The 18,013-nt window shown below is 71.2% G+C and carries 16 protein-coding genes and 1 pseudogene; 11 read left to right on the top strand and 6 right to left on the bottom strand.

Annotated features, from left to right (window positions below):
* Positions 1-385: 385 nt before the first annotated feature.
* Positions 386-1,924 (bottom strand): YifB family Mg chelatase-like AAA ATPase, encoded by a 1,539-nt coding sequence (locus AB0C12_RS19895; RefSeq protein ID WP_360549899.1) that lies wholly within the window; start codon positions 1,922-1,924, stop codon positions 386-388.
* Positions 1,925-2,284: a YraN family protein gene (locus AB0C12_RS19890; RefSeq protein ID WP_360549897.1), complete on the bottom strand. Its 360-nt coding sequence runs from the start codon at positions 2,282-2,284 to the stop codon at positions 1,925-1,927.
* 144 nt (positions 2,285-2,428) lie between these two features.
* On the opposite strand from AB0C12_RS19890, the gene AB0C12_RS19885 reads away from it, so the two are divergent.
* From AB0C12_RS19885 to AB0C12_RS19850, 8 genes are all read left to right on the top strand, one after another.
* Entirely contained in the window at positions 2,429-3,205 is a 777-nt protein-coding gene (locus AB0C12_RS19885) for a hypothetical protein (protein ID WP_360549895.1), read from the top strand.
* 291 nt (positions 3,206-3,496) lie between these two features.
* Complete coding sequence (gene rpsB / locus AB0C12_RS19880; protein WP_360549893.1) at positions 3,497-4,426, top strand: 30S ribosomal protein S2; 930 nt, start codon at positions 3,497-3,499, stop codon at positions 4,424-4,426.
* Positions 4,427-4,505: 79 nt separating this feature from the next.
* Positions 4,506-5,336 carry a translation elongation factor Ts gene (tsf, locus tag AB0C12_RS19875; protein WP_360549892.1) on the top strand — a complete coding sequence of 277 codons (831 nt, stop codon included), beginning with the start codon at positions 4,506-4,508 and terminating at the stop codon, positions 5,334-5,336.
* 103 nt (positions 5,337-5,439) lie between these two features.
* Positions 5,440-6,204, top strand: coding sequence for a UMP kinase (pyrH, locus tag AB0C12_RS19870; protein ID WP_360549890.1), 765 nt, complete (start codon positions 5,440-5,442; stop codon positions 6,202-6,204).
* Positions 6,205-6,262: 58 nt separating this feature from the next.
* A complete protein-coding gene (gene frr, locus AB0C12_RS19865; protein WP_360549888.1) occupies positions 6,263-6,820 on the top strand; it encodes a ribosome recycling factor in 558 nt (185 codons plus the stop codon).
* A complete protein-coding gene (locus tag AB0C12_RS19860) occupies positions 6,820-7,971 on the top strand; it encodes a phosphatidate cytidylyltransferase (RefSeq protein ID WP_360549886.1) in 1,152 nt (383 codons plus the stop codon). The genes frr and AB0C12_RS19860 overlap by 1 nt, the downstream gene beginning before the upstream one ends.
* A gap of 34 nt (positions 7,972-8,005) precedes the next feature.
* Positions 8,006-9,184, top strand: a complete 1,179-nt coding sequence (gene rlmN, locus AB0C12_RS19855) for a 23S rRNA (adenine(2503)-C(2))-methyltransferase RlmN (RefSeq protein ID WP_360549884.1) — start codon at positions 8,006-8,008, stop codon at positions 9,182-9,184.
* A gap of 40 nt (positions 9,185-9,224) precedes the next feature.
* On the top strand, positions 9,225-10,280 hold the full coding sequence (locus AB0C12_RS19850; protein ID WP_360549882.1) for a DivIVA domain-containing protein: 1,056 nt from the start codon (positions 9,225-9,227) through the stop codon (positions 10,278-10,280).
* A 58-nt stretch (positions 10,281-10,338) separates the two neighbouring features.
* Here the strand turns inward: AB0C12_RS19850 and AB0C12_RS19845 are convergent, their stop codons facing one another.
* Positions 10,339-10,593, bottom strand: coding sequence for a DUF2631 domain-containing protein (locus AB0C12_RS19845; RefSeq protein ID WP_360549880.1), 255 nt, complete (start codon positions 10,591-10,593; stop codon positions 10,339-10,341).
* Between the two features lie 111 nt (positions 10,594-10,704).
* On the opposite strand from AB0C12_RS19845, the gene AB0C12_RS19840 reads away from it, so the two are divergent.
* Positions 10,705-12,267: a Rieske 2Fe-2S domain-containing protein gene (locus AB0C12_RS19840; protein WP_360550558.1), complete on the top strand. Its 1,563-nt coding sequence runs from the start codon at positions 10,705-10,707 to the stop codon at positions 12,265-12,267.
* A 107-nt stretch (positions 12,268-12,374) separates the two neighbouring features.
* Positions 12,375-12,680, top strand: coding sequence for an STAS domain-containing protein (locus tag AB0C12_RS19835; RefSeq protein ID WP_360549878.1), 306 nt, complete (start codon positions 12,375-12,377; stop codon positions 12,678-12,680).
* On the opposite strand, the gene AB0C12_RS19830 is transcribed toward AB0C12_RS19835, so the two are convergent.
* Together AB0C12_RS19830 and AB0C12_RS19825 are read right to left on the bottom strand one after the other, a co-directional pair.
* Positions 12,661-14,256 carry an NAD(P)/FAD-dependent oxidoreductase gene (locus AB0C12_RS19830; protein ID WP_360549876.1) on the bottom strand — a complete coding sequence of 532 codons (1,596 nt, stop codon included), beginning with the start codon at positions 14,254-14,256 and terminating at the stop codon, positions 12,661-12,663. The genes AB0C12_RS19835 and AB0C12_RS19830 overlap by 20 nt on opposite strands.
* Before the next feature lie 11 nt (positions 14,257-14,267).
* On the bottom strand, positions 14,268-14,936 hold the full coding sequence (locus AB0C12_RS19825; RefSeq protein WP_360549874.1) for a TetR/AcrR family transcriptional regulator: 669 nt from the start codon (positions 14,934-14,936) through the stop codon (positions 14,268-14,270).
* Between the two features lie 107 nt (positions 14,937-15,043).
* Between AB0C12_RS19825 and AB0C12_RS19820 the strand changes: the two genes are divergently transcribed.
* Positions 15,044-17,197: an MMPL family transporter gene (locus AB0C12_RS19820; RefSeq protein WP_360549872.1), complete on the top strand. Its 2,154-nt coding sequence runs from the start codon at positions 15,044-15,046 to the stop codon at positions 17,195-17,197.
* Here AB0C12_RS19820 and AB0C12_RS19815 read toward each other — a convergent pair.
* Positions 17,193-18,008, bottom strand: a pseudogene (locus AB0C12_RS19815) (YhjD/YihY/BrkB family envelope integrity protein); the annotation flags it as partial. The gene AB0C12_RS19820 and the pseudogene AB0C12_RS19815 overlap by 5 nt on opposite strands.
* Positions 18,009-18,013 lie beyond the last annotated feature (5 nt).

Below are 18,013 nucleotides of genomic sequence, written 5' to 3'. Positions count from 1 at the left end.
CAGCGGGACAACCGGCGCCAGCTCCGCACCCACCGCAGCCGGCTCCGGCGCCGCACCAGACTCCACAAAAACCCGTGGCAAGGCCGACGCCGCGGATTGCAAGACATCCCGAGGCGAGGACGGCGGAGCGGTTTGCCGGGCATCCCGAAGCGACGATGGCGGAGCGGTTTGCCGGGGGTCGCGCGGCGAGGTTGGCGGAGCGGTTTGCCGGGCATCCCGAAGCGCGGATGGCGGAGCGGTTTGCCGGGCATCCCGAAGCGCGGATGACGGAGCGGCTTGCCGGGCGTCGCGCGGCGAGGGTGGTGCAGGGGTTTGCCGGGCATCCCAAAGCGAGGATGACGGCGGGGCTTGCCGGGCATCCCGTGGCAGGGGCGGCAGCTGCTGGTCAGGTCTGGTCTCTTCGGTCATGGGCCTCTCCCATTCGTAGTTGTGCCGCCTCGTGCACGTCCGAGCCCGTCGGCCGGTCCCGCCCGTCCAGATCCGCGATCGACCACGCCAATCGCAAGATCCGGTCGAATCCCCGCGCCGACAGTGACCCTCGGTCCAGTCCCGCCCGCAACGCCGCCGTGTCCCGGGCCGCCAGTCGCCATGGCGGCCGTCGCAGGTGCGATCCCGGCACCTCCGCGTTCACCCGCCACCCCGCCTCCGACCACCGCTCAGCCGCCGCCGCCCGCGCTTCGGCCACCCGCGCGGCCACCAGGGCGGACGACTCGGCGGGCCCAGTGGTCGTCATCAGCTGGGCGGCGCTCAGCGGCTGGATCCGGATCTGGATGTCGATCCGGTCCAGCAGGGGACCGGACAGCTTGGCCAGGTACCGGCGGCGGGCCGTCGCCGGGCACACGCAGAACTGGTCTCCCGCCGGGTTCGCGCACGGGCACGGGTTCGCCGCCAGCACCACCTGGACCCGGGCCGGATATTCGGTGCTGCCCCGGGCCCGGGCCAGCCGCACCCGCCCGCTCTCCAGTGGCTGCCGCAGCGCCTGCAACGTCGCGTTGGCGAACTCCGGTGCCTCGTCCAGGAACAGGACCCCGCGGTGCGCCAGGGACAGCGCGCCCGGGCGGGCCAGCCCCGACCCTCCGCCGACCAGCGCCGCCAGGCTCGCGCTGTGGTGGGGCGCCTGGAACGGGGGACGGCGTACCAGGCCGCCGTCCGGTGGGAGCACGCCCGCGATCGACTGCAGTGCCGTCACTTCCAGGGCCGACGTGTCGTCCAGCTCGGGCAGCAGTGACGGCAGGCGCTCGGCCAGCATGGTCTTTCCCGCGCCGGGCGGGCCGATCAACGCGAGGTGGTGCCCGCCGGCCGCCGCCACCTCGAGCGCGTATCGACCCAGCTCCTGACCGGCCACGTCGGCCAGGTCCGGTCCGCCGGAGGCCTGCGGTGGCTGCGCGGGCGGCGGCTCCAGCAGGCGGTCCTCGCCCCGGACGTACGCGACCAGCCGGTGCAGCGAGTCGACCCCACGAACCGTCATCCCGGGCACCACGGTCGCCTCGCGGGCGTTGCCCAGCGGCACGATCACCCGGCTGATCCCGGCCCGCGCGGCCGCCGCCACCATCGGCAGCACCCCGCGGATCGGCCGTACCGCGCCGTCCAGGCCGAGCTCGCCCAGCACCACCACGCCCTCCAGCGCCGCCGGCGGCAGCTCGCCCGCCCCGGCCAGCAGCGCGCACGCGATCGCGACGTCGAACGCGCTGCCGTGCTTGGGCACTGTGGCCGGCAGCAGGTTCACCGTGATGCGTCTGTTGGGCCAGCTCTGACCCGAGTTCACCACCGCGGCCCGCACCCGGTCGCGGGCCTCGTGCAGCGCTGTGTCCGGCAGGCCGGTGAGGACCACCGCCGGCAGGCCGGGCGACAGGTCCGCCTCGACCTCGACGAGGTGGCCCTCGACGCCGACGAGGCCGACGCAGAGCACCCGTGCGTAGCTCACCTAGAACGCCGCTCGGACGTGCTCGACCACGGTCGCTCCGCGCGGCTGGGGGAGCACCGCCACGACGTCGAAGCGGACCTCTCTGGGGTGCACTCCCGTCTCCCCGAGCCAGCGGGCCGCCAACCGGCGCAGGCGGCGGACCTTGGCCGGGCGGATCGCCTCGGCCGGTGTGCCGAAGGCGGCGCCGCGGCGGGTCTTGACCTCGCAGAAGACGACGTCGTCGCCGTCGCGCAGGATCAGGTCCACCTCGCCCTCGGCGCAGCGCCAGTTGCGGGCGAGCACCACCAGGCCCTGATCGCGCAGGTGCCGCTCGGCCAGGCGCTCGCCGTACGCGCCGACCGCCCTTCTCTCCGTTGTCATGGCGGCGACCGTCGCGCATCCGAGGGGCTCGTGCCTGACCGGTTGTGGACAGAGCGCGATTGTGGATAACCGCAGCGTCATCGTCGGCATCTGATAAGTCCCAGCGGTGGCATCCCGACCCCGCGTCACCTACGGTGCGAAATCGTGGAAGGACATCGCCGGTACGCCGAAGAGCCGGAACCCAGCTGGTACACCGGGCAGCGGGCAACCGAGGTCCCGAGCCCGTACGCAGCTCAGGCGCCCGAGACGAACCCGTACGACTCGGCTGTGCACGAGCGCCCCAGTGGCGCGTTCCGGTTGCCGGACCAGCGCTCCGCCGACCCGTACTCGGCGCCACCGGCCGGTTATGCGTCACCCGATCCGGTGACGACCTCCGGCAGCCACGCGTTGTCGTCCGCCGATTCCGGCTCGATCCGGATCCCGGTGCGCGGGCCCGAGTATCCGGCGGTCCGGCCGAGCAGCGGTGCCACCTCGCTCGCCGACGCCCCGGCCGTCTCCACGGTCACCACGACCACCACGTACGGCGCCACGCCCGAGCCCCCGCCGCCGGCGGCGTCCCCCTACAACGAACCGACCAGCATGGTTCCCATGACGGGCGGCGGTGTCCGGCCCGGCGCCCCCGACCCGGTGTACCGCTCCCGCCGTCCGGTTTCGGCCATCGTGTTCGCCGGCGTCACGGTCGTCCTGTTGATCCCGGCGCTGCTGCTGTTGATCCGGGCCGCATTCGTCGACGACGCGACCGCCCGGGGCGTCGTGCCCGCGGTCCTGCTGACCCTCGGGCTCCCGTTGACCGGCTTCGGGTTGTACTCGCTGGCCGGTGGCGGCCGGACGGGTGCCCGGGACGCCTGGCTGCGGCCGCCGCTCGCGTACCTCCCGATCGGTCTGGTCCTGCTGCTGGCTGCCGCGCTCGCCGTCGCTTAATCCGACAAAAGCCCCGGAATTCGGGCGGCGTCCGCCCGGAAGCGGGCCGCGTCGCCCACGGCGTATGCTTGTCCACGGCGACCGCCCTGTGCGGTCGACTTCGCGCGCCTTCTGCACGAGCCACGATTGATCACTCACCGGCTGCACCTTCCGGCGAGGGGTCATGAGCCGTCAGCGACGGTCCTCCCTGGTCCCGAATTCCTTTCGGGCCCGCCTGGGCCGGCGACCGGGCGCCAGGACGCACACCGCCGGTGAGCGTGACAACCAGGGAATAGCAGGGAGCAATTCACCATGGCCGTCGTGACCATGCGTCAGCTGCTGGAGAGCGGTGTCCACTTCGGGCACCAGACCCGGCGCTGGAATCCGAAGATGAAGCGATTCATCATGACGGAGCGCAACGGCATCTACATCATCGACCTGCGCCAGACCCTCGACTACATCGAGAAGGCCTACGCGTACGTCCGGGACACCGTTGCCGAGGGTGGCCACATCCTCTTCGTCGGCACCAAGAAGCAGGCCCAGGAGGCGATCGCGGAGCACGCGACCCGCGTGGGCCAGCCGTACGTCAACCACCGCTGGCTCGGTGGCATGCTGACCAACTTCCAGACGGTGTACAAGCGGCTCCAGCGCATGAAGGAGCTCGAGGCGATCGGTGACCTCACCGGCACCGCCGCCGGCTACACCAAGAAGGAGACCCTTCAGCTGTTCCGTGAGCAGACCAAGCTCACCAAGACCCTCGGTGGTCTGCGGGACATGACGAAGGTGCCGTCGGCGATCTGGGTCGTCGACACCAAGAAGGAGCACATCGCCGTCGACGAGGCCCGCAAGCTGGGCATCCCGGTCATCGCGGTGCTGGACACCAACTGCGACCCGGACGAGGTCGACTTCCCGATCCCGGGCAACGACGACGCGATCCGCTCGGCCGAGCTGCTGACCAAGGTCATCGCCGCTGCCGTCGCGGACGGTCTGATCAAGCGCTCCGGCCGCAACCGCGGCAACGCCGACGACAAGCCCGAGCCGGGCACCGTCGCCGCCGGTGAGCCGCTGCCCGAGTGGGAGCGCGACCTCTACGAGGGCGCCGACAAGAAGGCCGCTGACACCGAGACCGCCGCTGCGCCGGCCGCCGGCGAGGCTGCCCCCGCCGTTGCCGGCAACGACGCCACCCCGGCCGTCGACGCCGTACCGGACGCCCCTCAGAAGGTCGCCGCCACCGCGGAGTAACAAACTTCAAGGAAGCCGGCCGCCGCCCCGCGGCGGCCGGCCCCGGAAGATCCCGGACCTCAAGCATCGAGAGAGAGTCATGGCCAACTACACCGCCGCGGACGTGAAGAAGCTCCGCGACCTCACCGGCGCCGGCATGATGGACTGCAAGAAGGCGCTCGACGAGTCGGACGGTGACTTCGACCAGGCCGTCGAGTTCCTGCGCATCAAGGGTGCCAAGGACGTCGGCAAGCGGGCCGGCCGCACCGCCGCCAACGGCATCGTGGCGCACTCCGGCAAGGCGCTGCTCGAGCTCAACTGCGAGACCGACTTCGTCGCCAAGACCCCCGACTTCGTCGCACTGGGTCAGACCCTGGTCGAGCACGGCGAGCAGGCCAAGCTGGCCGACGCCGCCGCGCTGCTGGCCTCCACGCTGGCCGACGGCCGCGCCGTGGCCGACGTGATCCAGGACTTCTCGGCCAAGATCGGCGAGAAGATCGTGCTCAACCGCTTCGCCATCCTCGACGGCAACGTCGCGGTCTACCTGCACCGCAAGGCGCAGGACCTGCCGCCGCAGGTCGGCGTGCTGGTCGAGTTCACCGGCAAGACCGACGAGGCCGGCGCCGACGACGCCCGCGCGGTCGGCATGCAGATCGCGGCCATGCGGCCGAAGTTCCTCACCCGTGAGGAAGTTCCCGCCGAGACCGTCGAGACCGAGCGTCGCGTCGCCGAGCAGACCGCGCGCGAGGAGGGCAAGCCCGAGCAGGCGCTGCCCAAGATCGTCGAGGGCCGGGTGAACTCGTTCTTCAAGGACTTCGTCCTGCTGGAGCAGCCGTCGGTCACCGACAACAAGAAGACCGTCAAGCAGGTCACGGCCGATTCCGGGATCGAAGTCACCCGCTTCGTCCGGTTCGAGGTCGGCCAGGAGTAATCCAGGCACCAGCGCACTGCGCGGGAGGCCGGGACGCGAGACAAGGGCCCGGCCTCCCCGTCACATAGGGTCTCGGAGTCAGCGAAGGAAAGGGCGGACCGGCATGACGATGGTGACCGAGCAGGCTGTCGTGATGGACGAGGTCACGGCGCCCCGGGCCGAGCGGCCCCGGCGGGTCGTGCTGAAGCTCTCCGGCGAGGTCTTCGGCGGCGGCGCGGTGGGTGTCGACCCCGACGTCGTGCAGGGCATCGCCCGCCAGATCGCCACGGCCACCCGCCGCGGCGTGCAGATCGCGGTCGTCGTCGGTGGCGGCAACTTCTTCCGCGGCGCCGAGCTGCAGAAGCGCGGCATGGACCGCAACCGGGCCGACTACATGGGCATGCTCGGCACGGTCATGAACTGCCTGGCCCTGCAGGACTTCCTCGAGAAGGAGGGCATCGAGACGCGGGTGCAGACCGCGATCACGATGGCCCAGGTCGCCGAGCCGTACATCCCGCTGCGCGCCATCCGGCACCTCGAGAAGGGCCGCGTCGTCATCTTCGGCGCCGGCGCCGGCATGCCGTACTTCTCCACGGACACGGTCACCGCCCAGCGCGCGCTGGAGATCCACGCCGACCTCGTGCTGATGAGCAAGAACGGCGTCGACGGGGTCTACACCGCCGACCCGCGGACCGACCCGGACGCCCGCAAGATCGACCACATCACCTTCGCCAGCGTGCTCCAGCAGGGCCTGCGCGTCGCCGACCAGGCCGCGTTCAGCCTCTGCGAGGAGAACGGCCTGCCGATGCTGGTCTTCGGCGCCCAGGGCGACGACACCATCGTCCGCGCCGTCAGCGGTGAGAAGATCGGCACCCTGATCACCACGTGATCCCGCGCTTACCCCACACTTTCGCAACGACCACGAGGAACAAGGAGGCGACGGAGCGGTGATCGACGAGACCCTCTTCGAGGCCGAAGAAAAGATGGAGAGCGCGGTCGAGCACGCCAAGGAGGAGTTCGCCGCGATCCGTACGGGCCGGGCCACGCCGGCGATGTTCTCCAAGATCGTCGTCGACTACTACGGCGCCCTGACCCCGATCACCCAGATGGCCTCGGTCGGCGTGCCGGAGCCGCGCATGGTGATCGTCAAGCCGTACGACGCGTCCCAGCTGGGCCCGATCGAGCGCGCGATCCGCGACTCGGACCTGGGGGTCAACCCCAACAACGAGGGTACGCAGCTGCGGATCAACCTGCCCCAGATGACCGAGGAACGCCGCCGCGAGATGATCAAGGTGGCGCGCACCAAGGCCGAGGAGGGGCGCGTGGCGATCCGCAACGTGCGCCGCAAGGCCAAGGAGCAGCTCGACCGCCTGGTCAAGGACGGCGAGGCCGGCGAGGACGACGGCCGCCGCGCCGAGAAGGAGCTCGACGACGTCACGCACCGCTATGTCGCGGTGGTCGACGAGCTGGTCAAGAACAAGGAAGCAGAGCTGCTCGAGGTCTGATGTCGTACCTCGAGCCCCGCGGTGGGCAGACCCCTTCCGGTGGCCGGGCGTCCGGGCAACCCGACGTCCCGGCCCCGTACGGCCTCGACGTGCCCGCCGAGGAGCCCGACCCGTACGCGGCGCACCGCCGCCAGGCCGCTCAGGAGGCGGCCGAGACCGGCCCGGTGTGGAACGCCTTCACACCCGGCCCCGAGCCGGTCGCCCCGCACTGGGATCCGCCGGTGGCCGCCACCTCGACGTCCCAGGCCGAGTGGGAGCTGACCGCGACCGAAGCGGAGGGATCCCGTGGACCGGGCCGGCGCCGGGCCGGGCGTGCCGGCAAGCCGCCGGTGAAGCCGGCCGGCCGCGCGGGCCGCAACCTGCCCGCCGCCATCGCGGTCGGGGTCAGCATGATCCTGGTCGTCCTGGCCTCCCTGTTCGTCTGGAAGCCGGCCTTCCTCGGGGTCATCGCGCTGGCCGCCGGCCTGGGCATCTGGGAAATGGTCCGGGCGCTCAAGGTCACCGGCGCCCGGCCGCCGCTGATCCCGCTGGTCACCGGCGGCGTGCTGATGACCGGCCTGGCCTGGTACGGCAGCACGGACGCGCTGATCCTGGGTCTGGCGGTCACCGTCCTGGCCACGCTGCTGTGGCGGCTGGCCGACGGCACCGAGGGTCTCGGCCGGGACTTCGCCGCCACGGCCCTGATCGCCGTCTACGTGCCGTTCCTGCTCAGCTTCGGGGTGCTGCTGGCCAAGCCCGACGACGGCGACTACCGGGTGCTCATCACCCTGCTCGCGGTGGTGCTGTCGGACACCGGCGGTTACGCGGCCGGCGTCTTCTTCGGCAAGCGCCCGATGGCCCCCACGATCAGCCCCAAGAAGTCCTGGGAGGGCTTCGCCGGCTCGGTGGTCGCGTCGGCTGTCGGGAGCTCCGCGCTGGCGTACTTCCTGCTCGACGTCCCCTTCTACTGGGGTCTGCTGTTCGGTGCCGTGCTCTCGGTGGTCGCCGTGCTGGGCGATCTGGCGGAGTCGATGCTCAAGCGCGACATCGGCATCAAGGACATGAGCAACCTGCTGCCGGGTCACGGCGGCCTGATGGACCGGCTCGACTCGATCCTCTTCGCGGTGCCGACGGCTTTCCTGCTGCTCTGGCTCATCGCGCCGCCGGGGTAGGCATGTGCGCCCGACGTGGGAGACTGGATACGCCATGACGATTCTTCCGGTCATCCCGACCAGCCCCGACACCCCCGACGCGGTGGTCACCCGCCGTCGCCCCGCGATGCCGCCGCGCCACCTCGCCGACCTTGACCTGGCCGGCCGTCGCGCCGCCGTCGCCGAGCTCGGCGAGCCCGCGTTCCGTGCCCAGCAGCTCTCCACCCACTACTTCGGGCGGCTGGTGCGTGACCCGGCCGCGATGACCGACCTGCCCGCCGCGTCGCGCGCCAAGCTCACCGAAGACCTGCTGCCCACGCTGCTCACCCCGCAGCGCGAGCTGGCCTGTGACGACGGCGCCACCCGCAAGACGCTGTGGAAGCTGCACGACAACGCCATGGTCGAGAGCGTCCTGATGGGCTATCCCGACCGGATCACCGCGTGCGTGTCCAGCCAGGCCGGTTGCGGCATGGCCTGCCCGTTCTGCGCCACCGGCCAGGCCGGCCTGACCCGCAACCTCTCCGTCGCGGAGATCGTCGACCAGGTCGTCTATCTCGCCGGCGTCGCCGCCTCCGGCGCGGTCACCGGGTCGCCGCCGCGGCTGTCCCGGGTCGTGTTCATGGGCATGGGTGAGCCGCTGGCCAACTACCCGCGGGTGATCGAGGCCGTGCGCCGGCTGGTGGCTCCGGCCCCGGAGGGCCTGGGTCTCTCACAACGGCACATCACCGTCTCCACCGTGGGCCTCGTGCCCGCAATGCGCCGGTTCATCGCCGAAGGGTTGTCCGTGACTCTTGCGCTGTCCCTGCACGCCCCCGATGATGATCTGCGCGATGAGCTTGTGCCCGTCAACCAGCGTTGGAAGGTGGCCGAGGTGCTCGATGCCGCGTTCGACTACGCGGCGCAGACCGGTCGTCGGATCTCCATCGAATACGCCCTGATCAGGGACGTAAACGATCAACCCTGGCGTGCCGACCTGCTTGGCCGGCTCCTGCACGGCAAGCTGGCGCATGTGAATCTCATCCCGCTCAACCCGACGCCGGGCAGCAAGTGGGACGCCAGCCCCAAGCCGGTCGAGCGGGAGTTCGTCCGCCGGCTGCGCGACGCGGGCGTGGCGACCACGGTCCGAGACACCCGGGGGCGGGAGATCGACGGTGCATGCGGCCAATTGGCCGCAAGTGAGCTGACGGTGGTGGACGCTGGGGGCGCCGTCGCCGACGCGGAGGTGGCACGATGACGGGGCTCAGTTCCCTGCGGACGCTGATTTGGGAGACGTTGTGACGAGTCAGGGACAGCGCTTCCGGCGGCGCGCGCTGCGCCGCGGCTACAAGGTCGACGAGGTCGACGCTTTCCTGGACCGGGTCGAGGCGACCCTGGCCGGTGAGCAGTCCGGCGCGCCCGTCGGTGCCCAGGAGGTGCACGACGTCGTCTTCCGCGTGCGCTTCGGCGGCTACGACGAGTGGCAGGTGGACCTGCACCTGGACCGGGTGGAGCGGCAGCTCGCCGAGTTCGAGGACCGCGGCGGGCGTTCCGCCGACCCGCGGATGGCCCCGGAGCGGATGCAGCCGGAGCCGATGCGCGGCGGCATGCCGGGCGACCGGATGAGCCAGGCGCTGGGCCGGTCCGCGCCGCCCACCGAGCGCCTGCCCGCACCGGTGCGCGACGACCGTCAGTACGCCCGCGAGGACCAGTTCGCCCGCGAGGACCAGTACGCCCGCGAGAGCCAGTTCGCCCGCGAGGACCCGTACGGCCGCGAGGACCGCATGCAGCCGCAGCAGCTCCCGCAGCGCCCCCAGATGCCCGCTCCGGACCCGTACGGCCGCTACGAGGAGCCCGGGTACGGTCAGCCGCAGCAACAGCAGCGGCCCCCGGCTCCGGCCGGCTACGACACGGGCAGCTACGACGGCTTCGAGCCGGGCCGGCACGGCAAGACCGACATGACGGCCGAGATCCGCATGCCCGACCGGGACCGGGGCGGCTTCGGCGGCCCGTCGCCGATGAGCGCGCCCCCGATGAGCGGCCCGCCCATGGGTGGTCCGCCGATGGGGGGTCCCCCGATGGGTGGCGGCCCCGGCGGCAGCCCCGAGCTCTACCGGGTGGACCAGCTGCGCCGCACGTTCCAGCCGCGCCGGTTCGGCAGCGGTTACGACCCGGTGCAGGTGGACCGGCTGTTCGAGAGCATCCTGCAGGCCATGACCGGCCGCGGCCCGATGCCCGTCCCCGAGAACGAGCTCGACACGCTGCAGTTCGGGCTGGTTCCGGGTGGCTACTTCGAGGCCGAGGTCGACGCGGCCCTGCGCGAGGTCAAGGACATCCTGCTGCGCCACCGCTGAGCACGCACGGCAAAGGCCCGCTCCCCCGACCGGGGACGCGGGCCTTGCTGTGTGCGGGTTACTGGTCGTTCGGCCGCAGGCCGTTGCGGCGCAGCACGATGTCGATGACCACGATGGCGATCAGCCCGACCGCGGTGCCGATGATCCAGATGTTCTCGGTGTTGCCCTCGTGGTTGCCCCACAGGTAGAGCAGCAGGACGGCGGCCGCGCCGATCGCGCCGCGCTGAGCGCCCTTGCGATTGCCCGGCTTGAGCTGGTCGGGCGCGTAAACCGGCTCGTTCTCGGCTGCCACTGTCGGTTCCTCCTCAGGCACGGACACATCTGCCGTCCAGTCTGACACGGGGCCGATGCGGGCATCCGGGCAACCCGGCGGTACCTTCGATGCCGTCGGACATGGGTGAACCGAGGGAGCTGAACGGTGCGGATCACGGGCACTGGCCACGCGAGCATGCGGATCGACACGGCCGCGGGCAGCATTCTGTGCGACCCGTGGGTCAACCCGGCGTATTTCGCGTCGTGGTTCCCGTTCCCGGACAACTCTCAGCTGGACTGGGAGAGTCTCGGCGACGTCGACTACCTGTACGTCTCGCACCTGCACCGCGACCACTTCGACGCCGAGCACCTGAAGCGCTTCATCAGCAAGAAGGCCACGGTCCTGCTGCCGGAGTATCCGACCAGCCAGCTCGAGGACGAGCTGCGTGAGCTGGGCTTCACCAGCTTCTTCAAGACCAGGAGCAACGAGGTCCACGAGCTCGACGGCGGCCTCAAGGTCATGATCCAGGCGCTGATCAGCCCCACCGACGGCCCGATCGGCGACTCGTCGCTGTGGATCGAGCACGACGGCGTCCGGGTGCTCAACCAGAACGACGCCCGCCCGACGGACCTGTCCACGTTCGCCGAGCTGGGCCACGTGCACGCGCACATGCTGCAGTTCTCCGGCGCGATCTGGTATCCGATGGTCTACGAGCTGCCGCAGGCGGCCAAGACGGCGTTCGGCAAGCAGAAGCGTGACCGGCAGTTCGACCGCACCTGGCGCTACATCGACGACCTGAAGGCCGACCACGTCTTCCCGATCGCCGGACCGCCGTGCTTCCTGGACGACGAGCTGTGGCAGTTCAACGACATCCACGGTGACGAAGGCAACATCTTCCCGGACCAGTCGGTCTTCATGAGCGAGTACGCCAAGGTCGGCGGGACCAACGGTGTCGTGCTGCTGCCGGGCAGCGTGTCCGAGCTCACCACCGGATCGATCGCCACCACGCACCCCACCGACGTCGACGAGTTCTTCGCCAACAAGAAGGCCCACCTCGAGGAGATGCGCGAGCGCAAGGCGCCGATCATCGCCGCGGAGAAGGCGTCCTGGCGGCACCCCGAGATCGACGTGCTGGGCGAGCTCAAGAAGCGCATCGAGCCGCTGCTGGAGGAGTCGATCTACCTGGCCAAGGGGGTCGGCGGCCCGGTCCGCTTCGACCTGCTGGCCTACGACGGCGAGTCGGTCGAGTCGATCGTGGTCGACTTCCCGGGCAAGCAGGTCCGGCCGTACGCCGACGAGAAGGTCCGCTACCGCTTCAAGACCCAGCGGGAGCTGATCGAGCACCTGATCTTCATCGACGAGGGCGACTGGGTGAACTCGCTGTTCCTCTCCTGCCGCTTCTCGGCCGCCCGGATCGGCCAGTACAACGAGTTCGTCTACGCGTTCTTCAAGTGCCTGTCCGAGGAGCGCCTGCAGTACGCCGAGGGCTGGTACGACGAGCACGAGAAGTCGGTCGACGCCGAGGACACCGAGCTGGGCGGCTGGACGGTGCAGCGCCGCTGCCCGCACCTGAAGGCCGACCTGAGCCGCTTCGGCATCGTCGACGGCAACGTGCTGACCTGCCAGTTGCACGGCTGGAAGTTCGACCTGCCGACGGGCAAGTGCCTCACCAGCGTCGGCCACAAGATCCGCGCCGAGAAGACGGCGGCCGAGCCGGCCCCGCGAGCGGAGTAACGCCGGGCCGTCCCGGAGCGCTCTTATCTCTGGCATTGATCGTCAGAGCGCTCCGGGAGGGACCCATGGACGACATCTGGGCTTACCGTGTCAGCCGGCAGGGCGAAATGTCCCTCGTCATCCTGTCCGGCGAGGTCGACATGAGCGCCGAGGACGAGCTGGCCGAGATCCTGCTGGCCGAAGTGGCGCTACCCGGCATCTCCTGCGTGCAGATCGATCTCGACGCGGTGGAGTTCCTGGACTCGTCGGCGATCAACGTCCTGGTCCGGGTCTTCAACGCCGCCCACGAGGCGGGCCGGGAGCTCCATCTCGTCCGGGCCCACCAGACGCCGCTGAAGGTGCTGGAGATGACCGGGCTCATGCCGCTGCTCGCCCCCGGCGGCGGTGGGACGGTCAGCGACCCAGGTCGGTGAGGATGCGCTTGGCGGCGTTGTGACCGGCGGCGCCGATCACACTGCCGGCCGGGTGCGCGCCCGCTGAGCCGGCGTAGAGGCCGTCCAGCCCGGTGGCGTACGGCATGCGCTCGTCGAAGGCCACCGTGTTGTCGACGTGGTGGATGTGCCCGCCGGTGATGCCGAAGTGCCGCTCGATGCCCGGCGGGGTCAGCGGCATCGTGTCCGCCACCAGCTCCGACGTGCCCGGTGCGTAGCGGTCGACGATGGCCAGCAGGCGCTCGACGTAGCCGGGCAGCTCCGCGTCCCACGAGGACGACGCCGGCTCGTACGGCACCGACTGCACGAACAGGGCCGAGGAGTGGTGGCCCGCCTCGTCCTGCAGTGACGGGTCGACGGTCGTGTGCAGGTACCACTCGATGGTCGGTTCCGCCGGCAGTCGCCCGGCCTGCACGTCCGCCCACATCGCGCGCAGCGCGGCCATCGGCGAGTCCGTCTCGGCCAGGCCGGCCAGGCCGGCCGAGCCCGGCAGCAGGTGGATCGTCGAGCCGAACGGCGACGCCGCGTCCTCGGGCAGGCAGGAGAAGCGCGGCAGCCCGCTGAGCGCGAGGTTGACCTTCAGGGTCGTGCCGGGGCGGCGGACCGCCGCCATCCGGTCGGTCAGGGCGGCGGGCAGCGCCCCCTCCGGGACCAGGCTCATCAACCTGTACGGGTCACAGGAGCCCAGCACCACCCGGGACGAGATCGCCCGCCCGTCGGCCAGGACCACGCCCGTGGCGGCGCCCTGGGAGACCGTGACCTCCGTGACCGGGGTGCTCGTGAAGATGGACGCACCGGCGGCGCGGGCGGCGTCGGCGAACGTGCGCGAGACCGTGCCCATCCCGCCCGCCGCGATCATCCACGTGCCGTCCGAGCCCGGCAGCCGGCACATGTTGTGCACCAGGAAGTTGTGGCCGGTGCCCGGGTCGTCGGGGCCGGCGTTCAGCCCGGACAGGCCGTCGGTCACCGCGTACATGCTCATCAGCAGTTCGCTCTTGAAGCCGAACCGGGACAGGTAGTCGGCCACCGAGCCGCGGACCAGGTCGATGAACGTGCTCTGCAGCTGGGGGCGGATGTGCCGGTCGGCGACCTCCTCGACCGTGCCGGGCTCGCGCAGCCAGGCCGGCGCCAGGTCGGCCCGCAGGGCCGCGATCTCCACCTGCATCGCCTCGTCGGCGGCCACGTCGCGGGGCGAGAAGAACCGCTGCATCTGCGCCCGGGTCGCCTCGCGGTCCGTGCCGAACAACAGGTACGGCGAACCGGGGCCGCCCGGGGTGGGCAGGAAGTAGTGCGGGTCGCGGCGCAGTACCGGGATGTCCACGTCGAGCGTGCGCAGCAACTCCGGCGGCATCAGCCCGAGCAGGTAAGAGCCGGTGGACTGGCCCAGGCCGGGCACCCGCGGGAACGGCCGCTCGGTGCGGGTGGCCCCGCCGAGCACGTCGGCGGCCTCGAGCACCACGACGTCCAGTCCGGCGCGGGCCAGCAGCACGGCGGAGACCAGGCCGTTGTGGCCGGCTCCGATGATCACCACGTCCGCGCGTTCGGGCAGAGAGCTCATGGCAGCGGAGCCTAGCGCGCCAATCGGCTGACGGTCCGGGCCAATTCGACCTCGAAAAGCGGCTCCACGTCCGTCATGGCCCACCTGAGGTGGCCGAAAACCTCCATCGCGACGATGCCGTACAAGCGGGTCCAGGCGGCCACGAAGAGGTAGATCACGGGCAGCGGGAAACGGTCACCGAAGGTGTCCAGGTACGGCTTGAACAACTCGCGCAACGCCGGGTCGGGCAGGTCGGGCGCCTCGCCGCCGAACGGGTGCCGGGCGTAGTGCTCACCCAGCACCGTGAAGAACGTCTCGCCGAACCGGGCCCCGGCGTCGTTGATCGGGCTGCCGAACATCAGCGCGAACTCGGCCGGCCGGTCCAGGGACCAGCGGCGGAAGGCCCGGGCCATGTGCCCGACGCGGACCAGTGGCTCCTCGTCGCTGTGGGCCAGGGCGGCGTCGGCGACCGCGGCGCGGAGGTCCTCGAACAGATCGGTGACGATGGCCAGAATCAGGGCATCAAGGCTGGCGAAGTACCGGTACAGGGCGGGGGCGGTCATGCCGAGGTCGCGGGCGATGGCGCGCAGCGAGATGGCGGCCGGGCCACCGGCGACGAGCAGACGGCGGGCGGCGTGCTTGATCTCGGTGACGGTCTCCGCGCGCAGCCGTTCGCGGCGGCCGGGCGTGGTCGTCGTCATGGGACGCTCCGTTGACGAGGATGAACGGTGTTTGCGAGGGTAAACGGCGTTCACGAAAATGGCCAAGATCTGAAGCGACTCTAACGGGCCGTGCGGGAGGCAGACACATGTTCGGCTGGTGGGGCAGGGCCGTCGTCCGGCTGCGCTGGTGGGTCATCGCCGCCGCGTTCGCGCTGGTGGTGGTGGGTGCGACCTGGGGCGCCGGCGTCTTCGGCTCGCTCACCGGCGGTGGTTACGACGACCCGAACAGTCAGTCGAACAGGGCAGCCGCGGGCATCGCCGCGCAGCTCGGTCAGCGCGATCCCGACCTGCTCGTGCTCTGGTCCAGCCCCACCGGCACCGTCACCGACCCGGCCTTCCGGACGGCGGTGAGCGAGGCGGTCGGGAGGATCCGGGCCGAAGCGGACGTGGCCCAGGTCGCCGCGTACACCGACGAGAACGCGCCACCGGCTCTGGTCAGCACCGACCGGCGATCCACCTACGCGGCGGTCTACCTGCGGGCCACCGACGAGGACGGCCAGGCCGACGCGTACCACCGGATCGAGCCGGCCTTCGCCGCGCCCGGCCTGACCACGCAGGTCGGCGGGGTGGTGGCCTTCACCGACCAGGCCAACACCCAGACCAGGCAGGACATCACCCGGGCCGAGATCTTCTCGTTGCCGATCCTGTTCGTCCTGCTCGTCGTGATCTTCCGAGGGTTGATCGCGGCGCTGTCCCCGCTGGTCATCGGCGGTATCGCGATCCTCGGTGCGTTCGTCGCGGTGCGGCTGCTGACCTATTTGACCGACATCTCGGTCTTCGCGATCAACGTCATCACGCTGCTCGGGCTGGGCATGGCGGTGGACTATTCGCTGTTCGTGGTGAGCCGTTTCCGCGAGGAGCTGGCGAACGGGCAGGACGTCGGGGCCGCCATCCGGACGACTGTGGCGACTGCCGGCCGTACCGTCGCGGTCTCGGGCCTCACGATCGTGCTGGCGCTCTCCAGCTTGCTGATCTTTCCGCAGCCCTTCCTGGGCGGTCTGGCCATCGGCGGCATGGCCGCCGTGCTGATCGCGATGCTCGCCGCGCTGACCGTGCTGCCCGCGGCGCTGGTCCTGCTCGGGCACCGCATCGACAAGTTGCGCATCCCGCTGCCGCGCAGCTCCCACCCGGGCGCCGGCTGGGCCCGCATCGCGCACAGCGTGATGCGCCGCCCGGTGCTGTACGTCGTCGGCGTGCTGGTCGTGCTGACCGCCTTCGCGGCACCGTTCCTGCGGGTGGAGTTCGGCGGCTTCGACGAGCGCGTGCTGCCGCCCGGCACCTCCGCCCGCGTCGTCGGCGAACGGCTCGACAGTGGCTTCCCGGGCGGCGGCGAGGACCCGATCACCGTACTGGTGAGCGGAGCACCCGCCACCGAGCTGGCCGGGCGGATCGCCGCGCTGCCCGACGTCACCGCCGCCACCGTCACCGCCGAGCGCGGCGCCTCGTCGCTGATCACCGTGACCTACCCGGGTGAGCTGCCCCGCGCCGAGTCCCGCGAGATCGTCTCGGGGATCCGGGAGCTGCCCGCGCCCGCCGGCGCCGAGGTGCTCGTCGGCGGCCGGCCGGCGATCGACCTCGACCTGCTGGAGAGCCTCGCCGCCGGCCTGCCGTGGATGGCCCTGATCATGGCGGTGGCCACGATGCTGCTGCTCTTCCTGGCCTTCGGCTCGGTGCTGCTGCCGATCAAGGCGGTGCTGATGAACCTGGTCTCGATCGGCGCGTCCTTCGGCGTGGTGGTCTGGATCTTCCAGGACGGCCACCTCGAGGGGCTGCTGCGCTTCGAGTCCACCGGCTACATCGAGCCCAGCAACATGATCCTGGTGCTGGCCGTGCTCTTCGGGCTGGCCACCGACTACGAGGTCTTCCTGCTCTCCCGGGTGCGCGAGGAGTGGGACGCGAGCGGCGACAACACCGCGGCCGTCGCCTCCGGCCTGCAGCACACCGGCGGCATCATCACGGCCGCCGCGGTGCTGCTGATCACCGTGGTGGCCGGCTTCGCCACCGGCGGGGTGACCGTCATCAAGACCATCGGCATCGGCATGATCGTGGCCATCATCGTGGACGCGACGCTGGTCCGGGCGCTGCTGGTCCCGGCGACGATGCGGCTGCTGGGCCGCTGGAACTGGTGGGCACCGGGTCCGCTGAGCCGCTTCTACGGCCGCTTCGGGATCCACGAGACCCCGGCGCCGCCGAACCCGCCGGCTGCGCCGGAGCCGGATCGGCGGCCCGCACCCGTCTAGCCCGCTGGAAGGCGCTGGCGCTCTGGGTGGCGGCGAAGCCGGCCAGCAGGATGACGTGGAAGAGGTAGAGCCACAGCCCGACGGCGACCACGCCGCCGATCTCGGTGAAGCCGCCGAACGGCACGCCCAGGTCCAGCGGCAGCGAGCAGAAGAGCACGAAGCCGTGCAGGAAGCCCGAGAGGTTGGCCGCGGTGAAGGAGCCGACCAGCGTCGTGGCCAGCCACTCCGGCCGGCCCGGGGCCACCCCGCGGTAGACCCAGATCACCACCGGGGTCAGGACCAGCCAGGCGGCGAAGAAGGACAGGACCACGCCGGCGACCGCGTACCAGCCGCCGCGGACCCAGAGACCGCTGGTCACCGGCAGGGCCAGGAACAGCGCCAGCAGCAGGGCTGGGGAGGCGGCCAGCAGCGGCAGCCACAGGATCCGGCCCCGCCAGCCGACCAGGGCCTCGCCCGGCTCGCGCAGGGACACGAACGCGCGGCGCAGGCCCTCGCCGTACAGGGTGGCGGGCAGCAGGCTGGCCACGGCGAGCATCGGTGTCAGGTGCAGACCGGCCTCGATCAGTGCGGCGAGCGCACGGGGCGCCCCGATGGCATCGGGCAGCGCGTCGATCGTGTGCCCGGTGAGCCGGCGGACCCGGTCGGCCCCGGCGATCAGACCGGTGATCCAGATCGCCAGCAGCGCCACCGGCACCACGGCGATCCCGGCGTAGAAGGTCACGGCAGCCGAGTACAGGGCGAGGTCACGCCCACGGAGCAGCCGGAACGGCGCCGACAGTTTTCGGCGTACGTCCGCCACCCGGGATCTCATGGTTC

Origin of the sequence: Actinoplanes sp. NPDC048967 (assembly GCF_040649415.1) — a bacterium.
Taxonomy (GTDB): Bacteria; Actinomycetota; Actinomycetes; order Mycobacteriales; family Micromonosporaceae; genus Actinoplanes.
Note: the sequence above shows the minus strand (reverse complement) of the source record. Positions and strands in the feature narration are given on the sequence as shown.

What these genes read in the sequence shown, in the direction of transcription:
- AB0C12_RS19830 (WP_360549876.1), bottom strand. Translation starts at nt 14,256, where the DNA reads ATGAGCTCTCTGCCCGAACGCGCGGACGTGGTGATCATCGGAGCCGGC.
- tsf (WP_360549892.1), top strand. Translation starts at nt 4,506, where the DNA reads ATGGCCAACTACACCGCCGCGGACGTGAAGAAGCTCCGCGACCTCACC.
- rlmN (WP_360549884.1), top strand. Translation starts at nt 8,006, where the DNA reads ATGACGATTCTTCCGGTCATCCCGACCAGCCCCGACACCCCCGACGCG.
- AB0C12_RS19860 (WP_360549886.1), top strand. Translation starts at nt 6,820, where the DNA reads ATGTCGTACCTCGAGCCCCGCGGTGGGCAGACCCCTTCCGGTGGCCGG.
- rpsB (WP_360549893.1), top strand. Translation starts at nt 3,497, where the DNA reads ATGGCCGTCGTGACCATGCGTCAGCTGCTGGAGAGCGGTGTCCACTTC.
- AB0C12_RS19835 (WP_360549878.1), top strand. Translation starts at nt 12,375, where the DNA reads ATGTCCCTCGTCATCCTGTCCGGCGAGGTCGACATGAGCGCCGAGGAC.
- AB0C12_RS19825 (WP_360549874.1), bottom strand. Translation starts at nt 14,936, where the DNA reads ATGACGACGACCACGCCCGGCCGCCGCGAACGGCTGCGCGCGGAGACC.
- pyrH (WP_360549890.1), top strand. Translation starts at nt 5,440, where the DNA reads ATGACGATGGTGACCGAGCAGGCTGTCGTGATGGACGAGGTCACGGCG.
- AB0C12_RS19820 (WP_360549872.1), top strand. Translation starts at nt 15,044, where the DNA reads ATGTTCGGCTGGTGGGGCAGGGCCGTCGTCCGGCTGCGCTGGTGGGTC.
- AB0C12_RS19890 (WP_360549897.1), bottom strand. Translation starts at nt 2,284, where the DNA reads ATGACAACGGAGAGAAGGGCGGTCGGCGCGTACGGCGAGCGCCTGGCC.